General features: G+C 60.4%; 17 protein-coding genes. 10 read left to right on the top strand and 7 right to left on the bottom strand.

What is annotated here, in order from left to right:
* Positions 1-103: 103 nt before the first annotated feature.
* Entirely contained in the window at positions 104-2,119 is a 2,016-nt protein-coding gene (tkt, locus tag K3754_RS11135; protein WP_259937262.1) for a transketolase, read from the bottom strand.
* A 272-nt stretch (positions 2,120-2,391) separates the two neighbouring features.
* Here tkt and K3754_RS11130 point away from each other — a divergent pair, with 272 nt between their 5' ends.
* Positions 2,392-2,886 carry a hypothetical protein gene (locus K3754_RS11130; protein ID WP_203211000.1) on the top strand — a complete coding sequence of 165 codons (495 nt, stop codon included), beginning with the start codon at positions 2,392-2,394 and terminating at the stop codon, positions 2,884-2,886.
* Positions 2,879-3,280 carry a cell division protein ZapA gene (locus K3754_RS11125; protein WP_025048291.1) on the top strand — a complete coding sequence of 134 codons (402 nt, stop codon included), beginning with the start codon at positions 2,879-2,881 and terminating at the stop codon, positions 3,278-3,280. Before K3754_RS11130 ends, K3754_RS11125 begins: the two co-directional genes overlap by 8 nt.
* Here K3754_RS11125 and K3754_RS11120 read toward each other — a convergent pair.
* From K3754_RS11120 to K3754_RS11105, 4 genes are all read right to left on the bottom strand, one after another.
* Positions 3,277-3,999: a Crp/Fnr family transcriptional regulator gene (locus tag K3754_RS11120; RefSeq protein WP_259937261.1), complete on the bottom strand. Its 723-nt coding sequence runs from the start codon at positions 3,997-3,999 to the stop codon at positions 3,277-3,279. The two genes, K3754_RS11125 and K3754_RS11120, sit on opposite strands and share 4 nt — an antisense overlap.
* Before the next feature lie 120 nt (positions 4,000-4,119).
* The gene (gene grxD / locus K3754_RS11115; RefSeq protein WP_203211002.1) at positions 4,120-4,482 is read right to left on the bottom strand and encodes a Grx4 family monothiol glutaredoxin; all 363 of its coding nucleotides are present in this window, start codon (positions 4,480-4,482) and stop codon (positions 4,120-4,122) included.
* A 4-nt stretch (positions 4,483-4,486) separates the two neighbouring features.
* Positions 4,487-4,828, bottom strand: a complete 342-nt coding sequence (locus K3754_RS11110) for a hypothetical protein (protein WP_231024130.1) — start codon at positions 4,826-4,828, stop codon at positions 4,487-4,489.
* A gap of 4 nt (positions 4,829-4,832) precedes the next feature.
* Positions 4,833-5,069 carry a BolA family protein gene (locus K3754_RS11105; protein WP_025048287.1) on the bottom strand — a complete coding sequence of 79 codons (237 nt, stop codon included), beginning with the start codon at positions 5,067-5,069 and terminating at the stop codon, positions 4,833-4,835.
* 167 nt (positions 5,070-5,236) lie between these two features.
* Here K3754_RS11105 and K3754_RS11100 point away from each other — a divergent pair, with 167 nt between their 5' ends.
* The 7 genes from K3754_RS11100 (at position 5,237) to K3754_RS11070 (ending at position 13,470) form a co-directional block, all read left to right on the top strand.
* Positions 5,237-6,205, top strand: a complete 969-nt coding sequence (locus K3754_RS11100; protein WP_259937259.1) for an XdhC family protein — start codon at positions 5,237-5,239, stop codon at positions 6,203-6,205.
* Entirely contained in the window at positions 6,202-7,191 is a 990-nt protein-coding gene (locus K3754_RS11095; protein WP_259937258.1) for a molybdopterin-binding protein, read from the top strand. Before K3754_RS11100 ends, K3754_RS11095 begins: the two co-directional genes overlap by 4 nt.
* 130 nt (positions 7,192-7,321) lie before the next feature.
* Positions 7,322-7,807 carry a (2Fe-2S)-binding protein gene (locus K3754_RS11090; RefSeq protein WP_203211005.1) on the top strand — a complete coding sequence of 162 codons (486 nt, stop codon included), beginning with the start codon at positions 7,322-7,324 and terminating at the stop codon, positions 7,805-7,807.
* 167 nt (positions 7,808-7,974) lie between these two features.
* Positions 7,975-10,338, top strand: coding sequence for a xanthine dehydrogenase family protein molybdopterin-binding subunit (locus tag K3754_RS11085; protein ID WP_259937255.1), 2,364 nt, complete (start codon positions 7,975-7,977; stop codon positions 10,336-10,338).
* Positions 10,339-10,456: 118 nt separating this feature from the next.
* Positions 10,457-11,248, top strand: coding sequence for a xanthine dehydrogenase family protein subunit M (locus K3754_RS11080; RefSeq protein WP_203211007.1), 792 nt, complete (start codon positions 10,457-10,459; stop codon positions 11,246-11,248).
* 155 nt (positions 11,249-11,403) lie between these two features.
* Complete coding sequence (locus K3754_RS11075) at positions 11,404-13,023, top strand: OmpA family protein (RefSeq protein WP_259937252.1); 1,620 nt, start codon at positions 11,404-11,406, stop codon at positions 13,021-13,023.
* A gap of 120 nt (positions 13,024-13,143) precedes the next feature.
* Positions 13,144-13,470, top strand: coding sequence for a hypothetical protein (locus K3754_RS11070; protein WP_259937251.1), 327 nt, complete (start codon positions 13,144-13,146; stop codon positions 13,468-13,470).
* A 201-nt stretch (positions 13,471-13,671) separates the two neighbouring features.
* Here K3754_RS11070 and infC read toward each other — a convergent pair whose 3' ends face one another.
* On the bottom strand, positions 13,672-14,220 hold the full coding sequence (gene infC / locus K3754_RS11065; protein ID WP_217621284.1) for a translation initiation factor IF-3: 549 nt from the start codon (positions 14,218-14,220) through the stop codon (positions 13,672-13,674).
* 204 nt (positions 14,221-14,424) lie between these two features.
* On the opposite strand from infC, the gene K3754_RS11060 reads away from it, so the two are divergent.
* Positions 14,425-15,312 carry a translation initiation factor 3 gene (locus tag K3754_RS11060; protein WP_259937250.1) on the top strand — a complete coding sequence of 296 codons (888 nt, stop codon included), beginning with the start codon at positions 14,425-14,427 and terminating at the stop codon, positions 15,310-15,312.
* Positions 15,313-15,652: 340 nt separating this feature from the next.
* On the opposite strand, the gene K3754_RS11055 is transcribed toward K3754_RS11060, so the two are convergent.
* Positions 15,653-16,501, bottom strand: coding sequence for a ferredoxin--NADP reductase (locus tag K3754_RS11055; protein ID WP_259937249.1), 849 nt, complete (start codon positions 16,499-16,501; stop codon positions 15,653-15,655).
* Positions 16,502-16,520: the final 19 nt, after the last annotated feature.

Raw genomic sequence — 16,520 nt, 5'->3', positions numbered from 1 at the left:
GATTGCGCCGTTTCCTGCTGTCGCACGCGCGGGGTTTGGCAAGAAAGAGCCCCGCCTGACAAGGATCAGACGGGGCTTTGATTTTACGTTTGCTTTGGGTGCTTTAGAGCAGCGCCTTGGCCTTTTCGGCAACATTCGCAGCCGTAATGCCGAATTTCTCAAACAGCTCTTCCGCCGGGGCTGAGGCACCGAAACGATCCATTCCAACAAAATCGGCCTTGCCGAATTTGCCGCGCTCGCCCAGCAGCCATTGATCCCAGCCCTGACGCACACCGGCCTCGACACCGACACGCACCGCGCCGCCGGGCAAAATCCGCTTGCGATAGGCTTCGTCCTGCTCTGCGAACAGTTCCATACACGGCATGGACACAACCCGCACACCAATGCCTTCGGCTTGCAGAATGTCACGCGCGGCCATGGCCACCGACACTTCGGAGCCGGTCGCGATCAGGATCACCTGACGTTTGCCTTCAGCATCGGCCAGAACATAGGCACCCTTGGAGGACATATTGTTGTTCTTGTGCTCGGTCCGCACGGTCGGCAGCCCCTGACGGGTCAAGGACAGAACCGATGGGGTTTCTTTTGAGGTCAGCGCGATTTCCCAAGCCTCTGCCGTTTCCACGGTGTCTGCGGGGCGGAACACATAGGTGTTGGGTGTGGCGCGGCTGATCGCGAGATGTTCGACCGGCTGGTGGGTTGGGCCATCTTCGCCCAGACCAATGCTGTCATGGGTCATCACAAACACTGTTGGCACCTTCATCAGCGCCGCCAGACGCATGGAGGGACGCGCATAATCGGTGAAACACATGAATGTGCCGCCATAGGGGCGCACACCGCCGTGCAGCGCCATGCCGTTCATCGCAGCCGCCATGCCATGCTCACGGACGCCCCAATAGACATAGCGCCCGCCGCGGTTGTCCACGTCAAACACACCCAGATCGGCGGTTTTGGTGTTATTGGAGCCTGTCAAATCAGCAGAGCCGCCCACGGTTTCCGGCAGGATCGGGTTCAGCACTTCCAGCACCTTCTCCGAAGAGGCGCGGGTGGCCAGCTTGGGTGCGGATTCTGACATCTGCTTTTTGAATGCTTTGACGGTCGCGCTCAGTTTCTTGGGGGCGTCGAAGGCCCATGCACGGGTGAAGTTCTCACGTTTGGCGCGGGGCAGAGCCTCAAAACGGGCCTCCCACGCAGCACGCTCGGACGCGCCACGCTTGCCGATCTCTTCCCATGCGGATTTCACATCTGCAGGCACCTCGAACGGGCCGGTGGTCCAGCCATAGGCCTCTTTCGCGGCGGCCATCTGCGCGGGGTCGGTCAGGGCGCCGTGACCTTTGGAGGTGTCCTGCGCCGCGTGGCCAAGGGCAATGTGGGTCTTGCATGCGATCATGCTGGGCAGATCGGATTTGCGGGCCTCAGTCAGCGCCGCGTCAATCTCATCGGGGTTGTGACCGTCGATTTCAATGGTGTGCCAACCTGCGGCCTTGAACCGTGCCACTTGATCAGTGCTGTCGGACAGGGACACCGGGCCATCAATGGTGATGTTGTTGTTGTCCCACATCACGATCAGCTTGCTCAGCTTGTGACGGCCCGCAAGGGTGATCGCCTCCTGGCTCACACCTTCCATCAGGCAACCGTCACCGGCGATGACATAGGTGAAGTGATCCACGACCTTCTTGCCATAGCGGGCGCGCTGGATTTCCTCCGCCATGGCAAAGCCGACGGAATTGGCAATACCCTGACCCAGTGGGCCGGTGGTGGTTTCAATCGCATCCGCGAGGAAGTTTTCCGGGTGGCCTGCGGTGCGGGCGCCCATCTGTCGGAAGTTCTTGATCTCTTCGATCGGGAACTGCACGTCGCCCACAAGATGCAGCAGCGAATAGATCAACATGGAGCCGTGACCCGCAGACAGGATGAACCGGTCACGGTCAGGCCATGTGGGGTTGGCCGCGTCAAACTTCAGGTGCTTTTCAAACAACACGGTGGCCACATCGGCCATGCCCATTGGCATGCCGGAATGGCCGGAGTTTGCTTCGGCCACGGCATCCAGCGTCAGGGCGCGAATGGCGGTGGCTTTTGACCAATGGTCGGGGTTGGCGGTGCGCAGGGCGTTGAGATCCAAAACGGGGCTTCCTTATCAGGCAATGGATGTGTTGCGCCCGTGCATACCAGCGATATGGCAAAGTTCAAGCCAAAGCCAAGCGCATTGGCGCGTTCGGGGCGCAAGGTGGTTGAACTTCGCCGTTCAAGCTGCTGATCTGAAAGGGGGGCGCAATTGCCCGGCAGTTTGGGTAGGATTGAGAAAATATGTCACACCGGGCGATTCGCGCGTGGATCGGCGGCCAATTGCGGGCCTGCCCCGGTGGGCGGCAGATGAGGGGATGAAAAACGGCTATGAGCAATATTGAGGAACTACAGCGCCGGATTGCCACAGCGATGGATCGCGTTGCGCAGGGTGTCGAACAGATAGGCAATGCCGCACCGGCCCCCGATCCCGCGATCGCACAGGCGCTTGAAGAGGAACGCACGGCCAATGCCCAGCTGAGTGAACGCATTCGCACGCTCAAGACCAAATCCGAAACCGAGGCCGCCGCGCTGCACAGTCAGGTCGAGGAAAGCCGTTCGCGGATCGCATTGCTGGACATAGAACTACAGCGGGTGCGCCGCGCCAATCAGGAATTGACCAATGCCTGCGCGGCCTTGCGTGCGGCCAATTCTGAAGGCGTGGGCGATGCCCATCTGATCAACAAAGCGATGCTGGCAGAGCTTGAGGCGCTGCGTGCGGCGCGAGCGGCGGATGTGGCGGAATCCTCTGCCATCTTGGCGGCACTGACCCCGCTGGTGAATGGCGCGGCTGGCACAAACAACGAGGAGAACGCCGATGCCTGAAGTGCGGATTACAATCGGTGGACGTCAATTCGAGGTGGCCTGTCAGGAGGGCGAGGAAAGCTATCTGCATTCTGCCGCCAAAATGCTGGACGACGAAGCGCAGGTGCTGAGCGATCAGGTGGGCCGGATGCCGGAGGCGCGGATGTTGTTGATGGCGGGCCTGATGCTGGCCGACAAGACCGCATCGGTTGAGGACCGCATCGCCGAGGTGCGCGCCGAACTGGCAGAACGCGAGGCCGAACTGGCCGGGTTGCGCAACGCCACGGTTGAACCTGAACGCATCGAGGTGCCCGTGGTGCCGCAACAGGTCACTGAAACGCTGGCCGATCTGGCCGCTCAGGCCGAGGCGCTGGCCGCATCGGTCGAAGAAAAAGCCGCCGCTTCAAAAGGTTAAAGCGGCGGTATCGCCGCCCTTGGCAGATCGACGATCAAGGGCGGACGCGCCGATTTCTGAGGAAAGCTGACCGCCAGCTTGCGGGCGATGTCCTGGCTCAGCAAGACGGTGACGGCGTTTTCGATAGTCTGGGACTTTTGCATCAGATCGCGCAGGTCCGACACCTCCCACGCGACATAGCTGCAGCCAGGTTCCGCGATTACGGTGGCGGTGGCCGGACCGCCCAACAGGAACGAGATCTCGCCCAGCAGATTGTCCGGTCCCAGCTCGGTTTTGCGGTCATCCCGGATCAGGCCAAACCCGTAGGATGTTGTGAGATATAAATGGGTTGGTTGCTCACCCTGTTGCAACAGCGTAGTGCTTTGCTCCACCGTCACAAACTGCGCCTTGCGCATCAATTTTCGAAATTGGCCGGGGTTGAAGTTGGGAAAGCTGCGATAGAGCGTCAGCATCTCCTCGCTCATCCCCAAGGTGGACCGTTCTTTGAAAATCCGAAAGATCACCGGCACATTGGACAGCGCGATCAGACCACTTGCCACGATGGCTTCCCACAGTGGACGGTCGCCGACGTTGTAATAGTACAGGATATAAAGCAGGCTGCCGGACAGCAAAAATGTCCTGAGGATCAGCTCGTTACGGGTCAAGAGCCCCAGAACATAACATAAAGTGGCGAGATGGACGAAGCTCGCCGGGGAGGCGAGATAGGCAAATATATCCAAGGCAAAAACCAATCTTAAAATCTGGCCGGAGCCTACATTCGCCGCGGCAAAACGCAAGAGATTGATAAGATCGGAAAGGAAAGGGCGGGGCGGCCCGTCGCAGACAGCCCCGCCAAAGGATCAGCCGTTCGCTTCGCGAATTTTGTCGGCGGCCTCTTTGTCGTAAGTCACGCCTTTGTCGTCAAACAGCGTGTCCAGCTCGCCCGACAGGGTCATCTCGGTGATGATGTCGCAGCCCCCCACAAATTCACCTTTGACGTAAAGCTGCGGTATGGTTGGCCAATCAGAGAAATCCTTGATCCCCTGACGCACGCCTTCATCGGCCAGCACATTCACGTCCGAATAATTGACGCCCATGTAGTTCAGCACGCCGGCCACCCGCGAGGAAAATCCGCACTGCGGCATTTCCTTGGTGCCTTTCATAAAGAGCACAACATCGTTGGCAGTGATGGTTTCTTTGATCTGTGTTGCAGCATCGCTCATCAGATTAATCCTTTGTTTTGTCTTTTTGAAACGCGGCATGGAACCGCGCGGCATAGGTTTCATCGTCGGCAAGCGGATCGATGTCGGTATCGGCACTTGTCGTAAAAAATCCAAAGCCCTTGCGGGTCCAGTTGGTTTGCCCCCGCTCAAGGCTTTCGTTGCGGCGCGTGGCGCTGGACACGATACCCATATCCAGCGCCTCCATCCCCAGTGGGGTCTTTTCATTGGCGCGGCGGGCCGGTTGGCGGCTGGACAGGGGGCGGTAAATGCCCTTTTGCGCACGGTATTGGCCATAGCTGATCACGGCCACGACGGCCACGATTGCACCTATGATCCACCACCACATCAGATCAGTCCGGCGCTTTGGTGGTCAGGGCCAGCGCATGCAGATCGCCGTTTGGTCCGTCCATCTTGCCTTTGAGGGCGGCATAGACCGCGCGTTGCTGTTGCACCCGGTTCATCCCCTTGAACGAGGCATCCACCACCATCGCGGCCATATGCACGCCGTCGTTGCCTTCGACGGTGATCTGCGCGTCGGGAAAGGCGGCGCGGATCAGGTCTTCGATTTCGCTGGCTTGCATGGGCATAGGGTGGCTCCGGTCTTGGGTTTTGGCTTGAGACAGATGTAGTCGCGCCGCGGCCCCGGCGCAAGCGATCCGCGCGGAATTGATCGGTGATCTTGGCGCATGCGCCAAGATGCGGTTTCCCACCGCCGCGTTAGCCGCTAGCGTAAAGGCAACACAAAGGAGACCCCATGCAAAACCGTGAGACAGCACCGGAACAGGCGCTCCGCTGGGTGCAGGCGGGCGAAGGGGCCGCGCTGGCCACTGTGATCGAAACATGGGGGTCGGCCCCGCGCCGGGTTGGCGCGCAACTGGTTGTGTCGGGCAGCGGCGCGATGGAGGGTTCAGTCTCCGGCGGCTGTGTCGAGGGCGCGGTGGTGATCGAGGCGCTGGAGGCACTGGAGACTGGTGAAAGCCGCCTGTTGGAATATGGGGTCAGTGATGGCGATGCCTTTGCCGTTGGGCTGGCCTGCGGCGGCACCATTCGGGTGTTGGTCGAACCCATTGGTGCAGGCGGAATGCCGGAAGATATGCTGGCCGATCTGGTCGCGGCCCGCGCGGCCCGCAAGCCCGTGGCCTATGAGGCCGGATTGAAGAGCGACGCCCGCAAACTGGTCACGGACGGCCATGCAGATCGGTTCCGCACGGATCGCTCTGGCCTGTCTGAGGACGGCCAGACGTTTATCGCGATCCACAATCCGCCGCTGCGGATGGCCATCGTGGGCGGCGTGCATATCGCGCAGCATCTGGAGGGTATGGCGCGAGCGGTGGGGTTTGACACTTTTATCATTGACCCGCGTGAGGCCTTCGGGTCCGCGGCGCGGTTTCCCGGCGCACAGGTGATCAACGACTGGCCCGACGATGCGCTGCGCGATTTGGGGGTGGATGCTCGCACCGCGCTGGTTCTGCTGACCCATGATCCCAAGTTGGACGATCCGGCGATCCACTTTGCCTTGGGGGCAGGCCCATTCTACATCGGCGCTCTGGGCAGCGGCCGCACCCATGCCGCGCGGCGGGCACGGCTGGAAGAGGCGGGTTTCAAGCCGGATCAGATTGACCAGATCCACGGCCCCGTTGGCCTAGATATCGGCGCCTCGGGTCCGGCGGAAATTGCGGTCTCGATCATGGCCGAAGTGATCCAGAGCTTGCGGAAACCATGAAGTTCGGGCCGGTTCCCTTAAGCGCGGCTCAAGGCGCGGTGTTGGCCCATTCGGTGGCTGTCGGCAGGGGCCGTTTGCGCAAGGGGCGGGTGATTTCGCAAGCGGATGTGGCGGCGATGCAGGCAGCTGGCCTCACGGAGGTTGTCGTCGCAACGCTGGACGCCGATGACGTCGCCGAAGACGCCGCAGCCGCGACCCTTGCGTCTGCGATATTGGGCCAAACAGGCGGATTGACAGCAACGCGGCCGTTCACAGGGCGGGTTAACCTGATTTCAGACGGGCCGGGGGTGGCTGTGCTGGATGTGGCCGCGCTTGAGGCGATCAACGCTGTGCATCCGATGATCACCATCGCCACTGTCCCGCCATGGCAGCAGATGGCCAAAGGCGGCATGGTCGCCACGATCAAGATGATCTCCTACGCAGTACCACAAGAGGCGCTGAACGCGGCTGTAAAGGCGGCGGGGGCAGGGGCGATCCGTCTGGCGCAGCCGCAGGTCAAAACCGCCAGCCTGATCATCACCGAGATCCCCGGCGGGGTCGGCGACAAGGGGCGCACCGCCATCGCCGGGCGGCTGGAGGCCTTGCAGGTGGATCTGACGGAAACGGTGATGATCCCGCATCAAACCGCCCCATTGGCCGAAGCCGTGGCGCAGGCCAAAAGCGATCTGGTGCTGGTCCTGACCGGATCTGCCACCTCGGATATTGATGATGTTGCCCCTGCGGCCCTTCGCCGCGCCGGGGGGCAGATCACCCGTTTCGGCATGCCGGTTGATCCGGGCAATCTGTTGTTTCTGGGCGATCTCGCGGGCCGTCCCGTGATCGGCCTGCCGGGCTGTGCCCGTGCGCCGGCACTGAACGGGGCTGATTGGGTTTTGTCACGTGTGGCATGCGGGATCGCGGTGTCCTCGGCTGATATTGCCGGGATGGGTGTGGGCGGATTGCTGAAAGAAATCCCGACACGGCCAATGCCGCGACGGGGAAGTTGACCTAGCGTCAGGTGTCACAGGGCAGGCCTACACTATTCCGCCCCTCCCCAAAAATGCTGAGGTTTTCTATTCTCATAAGCGCTTTGCCGTGCTTAACTCCCCTCAAACAAGAACCAAAAGGGAGGAAGACATGACACAGGTCAAGATGACCGTGAACGGCAAATCCGCGTCCGGCGACGTGGAAGGCCGCACACTGCTTTCGCAATTTCTACGCGACGATCTGGGGCTGACCGGCACCCACGTCGGCTGTGACACCAGCCAATGCGGGGCCTGCGTGGTCCATGTGAATGGCGAGGCGGTGAAATCCTGCACGATGCTGGCGGTCGAGGCCGAAGGCGCAGAGGTGGCCACGATCGAAGGGCAAGCCAACGCAGACGGATCGCTCAACGTCATTCAACAGGCGTTTCAGGATCACCACGGCCTGCAATGCGGCTTTTGCACGCCCGGCATGGTGATGTCGGCAGCGGCGCTGCTGAAAGAGAACCCAAAGCCGACAGAGGCAGATGTGCGCCACTACCTTGACGGCAATATCTGCCGCTGCACCGGCTATCACAACATCGTCAAGGCGATCATGGCTGCTTCGGGCCAGGACGTCAGCGCCATCGCGGCGGAATAACGATGCACAAGCCCGCTGCGGGACCGGTTGCAAGCAGCCCGACCCCAAAGCGGAACGCGGTGCAAAGCGCGTCAAATCAAACAGCCATGCGCGGCGGGGAGGCCAGCGCGCGGCTCAGATGACACGGTGGATGTGCCTGCACATCAACCCCATAGGGAGGAATGACTATGCCAAAGGACGGTGGTATCGGCGCCAGCAGCAAGCGGCGCGAGGACGTCCGGTTTTTGACCGGCGCGGGCAATTACACGGACGACATGAACATACGGGGGCAGGCGCATGTCTTCTTCCTGCGCTCTGACGTGGCCCATGGCACATTGACCAATGTGGACACATCCGCCGCGGCGGATATGCCCGGCGTGGTGCAGATCTTTACCGGTGCGGACTTCGAAGAGGTCGGCAGCATTCCCTGCGGTTGGCAGGTCACAGACAGGCATGGCGAGGTGATGCAGGAGCCCCGGCATCCGGTTCTGGCCCATGGCAAGGTCCGCCATGTCGGCGAACCGATTGCCGCCGTGGTGGCCGAAACGCTGGAACAGGCCCGCGACGCGGCCGAGGCGATCTCGGTCGATATTGATGAGCTGCCCGCCGTTGTGAACATGAAAGAGGCGGTGCAGGATGGTGCGCCCAAGGTTCATGACGATCTCACCTCGAACCTGTGTTACGATTGGGGCTTTGTCGAAGAAAACAAGGACGCGGTGAACAAGGCCTTTGACGAGGCCGCACATGTCACCACGCTTGAGCTTGTCAACAACCGACTGGTTGCCAACCCGATGGAGCCGCGCGTGGCCATCGGCGACTATTCCCGTGCTGGGGATGAGCACACCCTTTATACCACCTCGCAGAACCCGCATGTGATCCGCCTGTTGATGGGCGCATTCGTGCTGGGCATTCCAGAGCACAAGCTGCGCGTTGTTTCACCCGATGTGGGCGGCGGCTTTGGCACCAAGATCTTTCACTATCAGGAAGAGGCGTTTTGCACCTTTGCCGCCAAGGCATGCAACCGCCCGGTCAAATGGACCTCCAGCCGGACCGAGGCGTTCATGTCGGACGCCCATGGCCGTGACCATGTGACCAAGATCGAACTGGCACTGGACGCCGACAACAACTTTACCGCGCTGCGCACCGACACCTACGCCAACATGGGCGCCTACCTCAGCACCTTTGCGCCTTCGGTGCCCACATGGCTGCATGGCACCTTGATGGCGGGCAACTACAAGACGCCGCTGATCTATGTGAACGTCAAGGCGGTCTTTACAAATACCGTGCCCGTGGACGCCTATCGCGGCGCGGGCCGGCCAGAGGCGAGTTTTCAGTTGGAACGCCTGATTGACAAGGCGGCACATGAGCTGAAGGTCGATCCGATTGCCCTGCGGCGGCAGAACTTTATCACCGAGTTCCCCTATGCCACGCCGGTGGCGGTGGAATATGACACCGGCGATTACAACGCCACAATGGACAAGCTGGAAGAGATGGCGGATCTGGCCGGGTTCGAGGCGCGGCGCAAGGCCAGCGAGGCCAAGGGCAAGCTGCGCGGCTTTGGTGTGAACTGCTATATCGAAGCCTGCGGCATCGCGCCGTCCAACCTTGTTGGGCAACTGGGCGCGCGTGCCGGCCTATACGAAAGCGCCACGGTGCGGGTCAACGCCACGGGTGGTCTGGTGGTGATGACCGGATCGCACAGCCACGGGCAGGGGCACGAAACCTCCTTTGCGCAGGTTGTCGCGGATATGATCGGCATCGACGAAGGCATGGTCGAGATTGTCCACGGTGACACCTCCAAAGTGCCGATGGGTATGGGCACCTATGGCTCGCGCTCGCTGGCCGTTGGCGGCTCTGCCATGGTGCGGGCCACCGAAAAGATCATCGCCAAGGCGAAAAAGATCGCGGCGCACCTGATGGAAGCCTCCGAGGCGGATATCGAATTGAAGGACGGCGCGTTCAGCGTGGCAGGCACGGATAAATCCGTCGCCTGGGGCGACGTGACCCTCGCCGCCTATGTGCCGCACAACTACCCACTGGAAGACGTCGAGCCGGGCCTTGAAGAGACCGCGTTCTATGATCCGTCCAACTTTACCTATCCGTCGGGCGCTTATGCTTGCGAGGTGGAGCTGGACCCCGACACCGGCGAGGTCAAGATCGAACGGTTCCTCGCGGCCGATGACTTTGGCAATGTGGTGAACCCGATGATCGTGACCGGACAGGTCCATGGCGGGCTGGCACAAGGCATCGGACAGGCGCTGTTGGAAAACTGTTCCTATGACAGCGATGGCCAATTGCTCAGCGGGTCTTACATGGATTACGCAATGCCAAGGGCCAGCGATCTGCCGTTCTACGAGGTGGATCATTCCTGCCAGACGCCCTGCACGCACAACCCATTGGGCGTAAAAGGCTGCGGCGAGGCGGGGGCAATCGGATCGCCGCCCGCGGTGGTCAATGCGGTGCTGGACGCGATGCGCTCTGGTGGTAAGGACGTGGGCCATATCGACATGCCGGTGACACCGGCGCGAGTCTGGGCGGCCATGAACGGATGAGGATGCAGCTTCGGGCGAACGGGGGGCCAGCCCCCCGCACCCCCCGGAGTTTATCTGGCAAGTGAATAAGGGGCGCAGTGACAAGATGGTCCGTGCCTCCTGATCGGAAGGAAAGACAATGTATAATTTTGATGTGGAACGTCCTCAGTCCATCGCAGATGCGGTGCAGGCACTGAGCCGGGAAGATGCGCAGCCGCTCAGCGGCGGGCAAACCTTGATACCGACCCTAAAGGCGCGGCTTGCGGCGCCCTCGGTCTTGGTGTCGCTGAGCGCTGTGGATGAAATGAAAGGGGTGTGCATGTCCGATGACGGGCAGCTTTGCATTGGCGGCGCCACCACCCACGCCACTGTCGCAGCCGAAGCGGCAGCGCATTATCCTGCGCTGGCCTCGCTCGCCGCGCGGATCGGTGATCCGGCGGTGCGCAACCGCGGCACCATCGGTGGCTCTGTTGCCAACAACGACCCCTCTGCCTGCTACCCCGCAGGGGTGCTGGGCAGCGGCGCGACAGTTGTGACGAACGCCCGCGAAATTGCGGCGGATGATTATTTCCAAGGCATGTTCACCACGGCGCTGGAAGAAGGCGAAATCGTCACCGAAGTGAAATTCCCGATCCCGCAGGCGGCGCACTACGAAAAGTTCCTGCAACCGGCCTCGCGCTTTCCGCTTGTTGCGGCCTTCGTGGCCAAATTCAGCGACGGTGTGCGCGTGGCGATCACAGGTGCATCCAACAACGGTGTTTTCCGCTGGGCTGAGGCGGAGGCGGCGTTGTCGTCGAATTTCTCTGCCGGCGCACTGGACGGATTGTCGGTGGACAGCACCGATATGATCAGTGACCTGCATGGCACAGCCGAATACCGTGCCCATTTGATTGGCGTGATGACCAAACGGGCCGTTGCCGCGATCGGCTGATCCGCGCCCGACTGTGACGCAAGGAGAAGGCCGCGTATCCCGATCTGGATGCGCGGCCTTTTGCCGTTGATATTGCATAGCGGAACCCTGAGCCCTCACTTTGCGTTGAGTAGAAAGCGCCGTTTCACGGTGCCAAGCGTAATGAGGACCACCACATGCAACAGATTCTGAAATCCACCACAACTCTCGGCCTGTGTCTGGCGATGGCCATGCCGGCCCCCGCCTTGGCCCAATCTGCGGGTGATTTGCCGCAGTGTGACGTTGACGGGCTGCTGGAGTTTCCTTGCCAGATCGACGGCAACCGGATTGCCGATGCCTATGACGCCGGCCGGGTTCTGGGGCTGGATCGCACCGCTCTTGAAAAACTGATCGCCGAACAGTCCGCGCTGTCGGAGGCCGCGAAGGTCGAGGCGCAGATCGCGGCGGACGCGCAGGCCAAGCTGGATGCAGAAGCGGCCGCACAGGCGGCGGCTGAAACGCAGGCCGAGGCAACAGCCGAAGCACAGGCCGCGGCAGAAGCTGCGGCCGCTGCGGAAGCTGAAGCAGAGGCGCAAGCGGCTGCGGACGCGGAAGCCGCGGCACAAGCTGCCGCCGAAGCGGAAGCGGCAGCGGAAGCCGCAGCCGAAGAGGACGCTCAAGCTGAAGCAAAAGCTGCCAAAGACGCTGAAAAACAGGCCGCCAAGGAGGCTCGCCGCGAAGAGCGCCGTGCACAGCGCCGCGCAGAACGTGAGGCGGAGCGCGCCGCCGCCCGTGCCGCAGCAGAGGCCGCTGCCGAAGGCAATGCCGAGGCGGAAGTGACCACGCAAGAGGTTCAGCAGGATGAGGTCCGCTCATCAGACGAGGAGTTTGACACCGCCGTGACCGGCAGTGACCAGCCTGTAGCCAAAGACGATGGCGGGTTGAGCAAATTCGAAAAAGCCCTTCTGCTTGGCCTTGGCGCTGTGGTTGTGGGATCCGTTCTGAAAAACGGCGACAAAGTGGTCAGCCGCTCGGGCGACCGCGTTGTGGTCGAAGATCCCAATGGCGATCTGCGTGTGCTCAAGGACGATGACGCCCTGATCCGCCGCCCCGGTGACGAAGTGCGCACCGAGACCTTTGGTGACGGTTCCACCCGCACAATCGTGACCAAACCGGACAATTCCAAGATCGTAACGATACGAGGCCGCGATGGCACCGTGCTGCGCCGGATCTCGGTTGATCCGCAGGGCCGGGAATTTGTCCTTGTTGATGATCTGGTCGAAGAACAGGAAGTGATCGTGAACGAGCTGCCGCAGGTGGTTCAGAGCGACAATCAGGTTGGCAAACGTGAAGAGGCCGACTTGCGGGCGGCACTTCAGGCCGAGATGATGTCGGACCAGGGGCGGCGTTTCTCGCTGCGCCAGGTGCGTGAGATCCCGCAGGTTCGTGCCCTCGCGCCGCAGCTTGAACTGGATGCGGTCCAATTCGCCACTGGCTCTGCCGCGATCCGCCCTGAACAGGCACGCAGCCTTGCCCGGATTGGCCGGACGCTGAGTGATCTGATTGCCAAAGATCCGCGCACGGTGATTCTTGTGGAGGGCCACACCGATGCTGTGGGCAATGCCACCTACAATCTGGCGCTGTCGGATCGGCGGGCAGAAACTGTGGCGCTGGCCATGACCGAATATTTCGACGTGCCGCCGCAGAACATGATCACCCAAGGCTACGGCGAGTCGGACCTCAAGGTGCCGTCCCTGGACGACGAGCCTGCCAACCGCCGCGCCGTTGTCCGCAACATCACCGGCTTGCTGCGGTAAGAGATTTTGTATTGAAGAGACAGAGAAGCCCCTGCGAGAGCGGGGGCTTTTTGATTTGGGAAGCAGAAAATAAAGTCACAGAAATGTAGAACTATCGGATCAGAATTTTAGGCGTTTGATATGCGTTACCTTCGGAACGTTCTCGACAGAAAAACAAACAAGTTGGACCAAAAGTCCAATTGGGTCGTTTTACAGTATATTCATGCTGACGACGATGGCGTCATCTTGGAGATTACAGACATCTTCAGCGATGGAACAACAGAATTTAAGGATGGTCGGGCAGGGTTCATTGGGCTTGAAGGTGTCGACCTTCAAAATGGGTTTAAGCCTTGGGCGTGGCCTGATGGGCAACTGTCAGGGCAAATGTACGAGTGCTCGGAAACTGAATATTTGGCTATACGTGAAATGACTCAGAAGCTGCTTAACTTTGAAGGATTGGGAAAATAGATCGGCGTGAAAAACTGCCACCGGCCAAACTTTGATTTCCCAGCGCCGGACCCACCCCCTTTCGCCATAGGCAGACATTCGGTTTGACGAGGCGGGCGCTTCCTTTTGCGCTCCTCGATCCAAGCGCGCTCATCCCAATCGGATAGTGGCAGAAATTTCAGTCGCTCCCCCTTGAGGGAGCGAAGGGAAGACCATGTTGGTCTATTTTGAAGGCAAAGGTCCGATCAGCATGACCATCTGGCGGCCTTCCATCTTAGGGAAGTTCTCCACGCGGCCCACCTCTTTGGTGTCCTCCGCGACCCGCTCAAGCAACTCGCGGCCCAGGTTCTGGTGCGCCATCTCGCGGCCCCGGAAACGCAGGGTGATTTTCACCTTGTCGCCATTGTCCAAAAACTTGAACACATTGCGCATTTTCACATCGTAATCATTGGTGTCGGTGTTCGGGCGGAACTTGACCTCTTTGATCTCGATAATCTTTTGCTTTTTGCGTGCTTCGGCTTCGCGCTTCTGGGTCTCGTACTTGAATTTGCCAAAGTCCATGATCTTGCACACGGGCGGGTTGGCATTGGGCGAGATTTCTACCAGATCGAGCCCGGCCTCATCTGCCATTTCCATGGCGCGGGCCGGCGTCACAACGCCGACGTTTTCACCGTCAGCGCCAATCAGGCGAATTTCAGGGGAGCGGATGTTGTCATTGACGCGCGGGCCGGTGTCACGTTGGGGCGGCGCGTTATGGGGTCTGCGAGCGATGGTGATTGTCCTTTGATTGTTCACTATTAGCGAGGATGTAAAGTAAACCCGCCACGGCACTACTTCAAGCGTGTAATTGCGGCGGAGGGCCGCTTCCGGCCGGAAATTCCCCTTGAACAGATGCCGCAACAGGCGCAATTGACCAAGCAGCAGCCGCAAAAGGGGATCAGCCCCCGAAAGGCGCAGGAATTATGGGGATCATACATGAGAAATGCTATTTGGATTATCGTTGCAGCCGTGATTGGTCTGGGGGGCTATATGTTGTTCTCCGGCAAGTCGCCGACCGAAGTGGCGACGGAGGCGGCTGATGCCGTGAACGCACCTGCCGCGATCGAAGCGGCCACCGAGGCAGCAACTGCCGTGACGGACGCTGCCAGCGACGCCGTGGATGATGCCGCCGCCGCTGCAAGTGACGCAGCAGAGGCCGCAAGTGAAGCTGCCGAAGCAGCGACAGACGCGGCAGTCAATGCCGTCGATACCGCAGCCGAAGCGGCAAGTGACGCCGTGGATGCCGCGGCAGAAGCCGCTGAAAATGCAGTTGAAACCGCTACCGAAGCGGCCAGCGATGCCGCAGAAGCGGCGACAGAGACCGCAAGTGAAGCGACAGATGCCACAGCCGAAGCGGTCAGCGATGCAGCCGACACCGCCACCGAGGCTGCAACGGACACTGTTGATGCAGCCACTGACACAGCCGGCGAGGCCGCAGATGCAGCGGCCGACGCGGCAACCGACGCTGCGACAGACGCAACAGAGACCGCAACCGAGGCGGCGGAAGCAACGACAGAGGCGGCCTCCGAGGCCACAGAGGCAGCGACCGATGCGGTGACCGAAACCACCGAAGCGGCAACAGATTCTGCCACTGACACTGCTGAGGCCATCAGCGAAACCGCCGAGGCGGCTGAAACGTCTATGTTGGATCAGTTGTTGAGCGTGGATGGCTTTGACTTCGAGAAAGTCAGCACCATGATCGAGGACTCCGAACTGGGCGCGGTGAAGAAAAAACTGCTGACCGAAACAGTGCGCAAGGCGCAGGACAATCCTGAACTGCTCAAAGCTGCATTGGAAAAGGTCCGCGAGGCGATGGGTCTGTAATCAGCCCTTTCACCGGAAACAAAAAACCGCGCTCTGGCAACAGGGCGCGGTTTCTTTTTGTCTTTACGTCAGTGGCTTAGGGTCAGGACCCATTCATTTTACGTCGCTGGTTTGGCAGGTTTTTACTGTGGTCAGGCACCTCTGCGCAGGAACTCTTGTTGAATTTCAAGCAGTTGTAACGCAGCTCACAGGGAAAACCCGCCAAATCTTTCAGACGACCAAACCTCTTCATTTCAGCGGCGTGAGCCATTTGCAGTTAACCCGTTAGCTGCTGCATGTCTCAAACCACTGAATTTTCGCGGTTTGGACGCCAGCGGCGCAAAATGAATGGGTCCTGACCCTAACCCACAAACGCCTTTTCGATCACAAAGTGTTTGGGATCTGAATTTGCCCCTTCCTCAAGGCCGAAACCTTCGAGGATCGCAAGGATGTTCTTGTTGAAATCAAGGCTGCCGCAGACCATCGCACGGTCGGTTTCGGCATTGATCCCGTCGATCCCGAGATCGGCAAAGACCGTACCATCCTGCAACAGCGTTGTGATCCGGCCCATCTTTGGGCTCTGCTCCCGCGTGGTGGTGGGGTAATAGCGGATCTTGTTCAGGTTCTCGGCGCCGATCAGTTCCTGCATCAGCTCGTCTGACTTCAGCTCTTCGATCAACCGGCGGCCATACTCCAGCTCTGCCACATCGCGGCAGGTATGGGTGATCACCACCTCTTCGAATTTCTCATAGGTCTCCGGTTCCCGCAGGAGCGAGGCAAAGGGGGCAAAGCCGGTGCCGGTGGCAAAAAACCAGATGCGCTTGCCGGGCAACAGGGCGTCATGCACCAGCGTTCCAACAGGTTTGGGGCGCAGAATGATTTCATCACCGGGCTGGATGTGCTGCAACTTGGAGGTCAGCGGGCCGTCCTGCACTTTGATCGAGTAGAACTCCAACTCTTCGTCCCACGCCGGAGAGGCGATGGAATAGGCGCGCAGTAGCGGTTTTTGTTTGCCGGTTTCGGGATGCGGATCGCCCATCAGCCCGATCATCACAAATTCGCCCGAGCGGAACCGCAGGGAGGCCGGGCGCGTCACCCGAAAGGAAAACAACCGGTCGGTCCAGTGTTTGACGGATGTCACGGTCTGCGCATCGGGCAGGGTCGGCACGGGTTTGGCGGCGGTTTGGTTCACGGGGGTCTGCTCTGTCATTAAAAAATCACGCAAGCGG

This window comes from Sulfitobacter sp. M368, from assembly GCF_025141875.1.
Classification (GTDB): Bacteria; Pseudomonadota; Alphaproteobacteria; order Rhodobacterales; family Rhodobacteraceae; genus Sulfitobacter; species Sulfitobacter mediterraneus_A.
The sequence above is the reverse complement of the archived record's forward strand: the minus strand, read 5'-3'. Positions and strand labels throughout refer to the sequence as shown.

What these genes read in the sequence shown, in the direction of transcription:
- K3754_RS11130 (WP_203211000.1), top strand. Translation starts at nt 2,392, where the DNA reads ATGAGCAATATTGAGGAACTACAGCGCCGGATTGCCACAGCGATGGAT.
- K3754_RS11125 (WP_025048291.1), top strand. Translation starts at nt 2,879, where the DNA reads ATGCCTGAAGTGCGGATTACAATCGGTGGACGTCAATTCGAGGTGGCC.
- grxD (WP_203211002.1), bottom strand. Translation starts at nt 4,482, where the DNA reads ATGAGCGATGCTGCAACACAGATCAAAGAAACCATCACTGCCAACGAT.
- K3754_RS11110 (WP_231024130.1), bottom strand. Translation starts at nt 4,828, where the DNA reads ATGTGGTGGTGGATCATAGGTGCAATCGTGGCCGTCGTGGCCGTGATC.
- K3754_RS11105 (WP_025048287.1), bottom strand. Translation starts at nt 5,069, where the DNA reads ATGCCCATGCAAGCCAGCGAAATCGAAGACCTGATCCGCGCCGCCTTT.
- K3754_RS11100 (WP_259937259.1), top strand. Translation starts at nt 5,237, where the DNA reads ATGCAAAACCGTGAGACAGCACCGGAACAGGCGCTCCGCTGGGTGCAG.
- K3754_RS11095 (WP_259937258.1), top strand. Translation starts at nt 6,202, where the DNA reads ATGAAGTTCGGGCCGGTTCCCTTAAGCGCGGCTCAAGGCGCGGTGTTG.
- K3754_RS11090 (WP_203211005.1), top strand. Translation starts at nt 7,322, where the DNA reads ATGACACAGGTCAAGATGACCGTGAACGGCAAATCCGCGTCCGGCGAC.
- K3754_RS11085 (WP_259937255.1), top strand. Translation starts at nt 7,975, where the DNA reads ATGCCAAAGGACGGTGGTATCGGCGCCAGCAGCAAGCGGCGCGAGGAC.
- K3754_RS11080 (WP_203211007.1), top strand. Translation starts at nt 10,457, where the DNA reads ATGTATAATTTTGATGTGGAACGTCCTCAGTCCATCGCAGATGCGGTG.
- K3754_RS11075 (WP_259937252.1), top strand. Translation starts at nt 11,404, where the DNA reads ATGCAACAGATTCTGAAATCCACCACAACTCTCGGCCTGTGTCTGGCG.
- K3754_RS11070 (WP_259937251.1), top strand. Translation starts at nt 13,144, where the DNA reads ATGCGTTACCTTCGGAACGTTCTCGACAGAAAAACAAACAAGTTGGAC.
- K3754_RS11060 (WP_259937250.1), top strand. Translation starts at nt 14,425, where the DNA reads ATGAGAAATGCTATTTGGATTATCGTTGCAGCCGTGATTGGTCTGGGG.
- K3754_RS11055 (WP_259937249.1), bottom strand. Translation starts at nt 16,501, where the DNA reads ATGACAGAGCAGACCCCCGTGAACCAAACCGCCGCCAAACCCGTGCCG.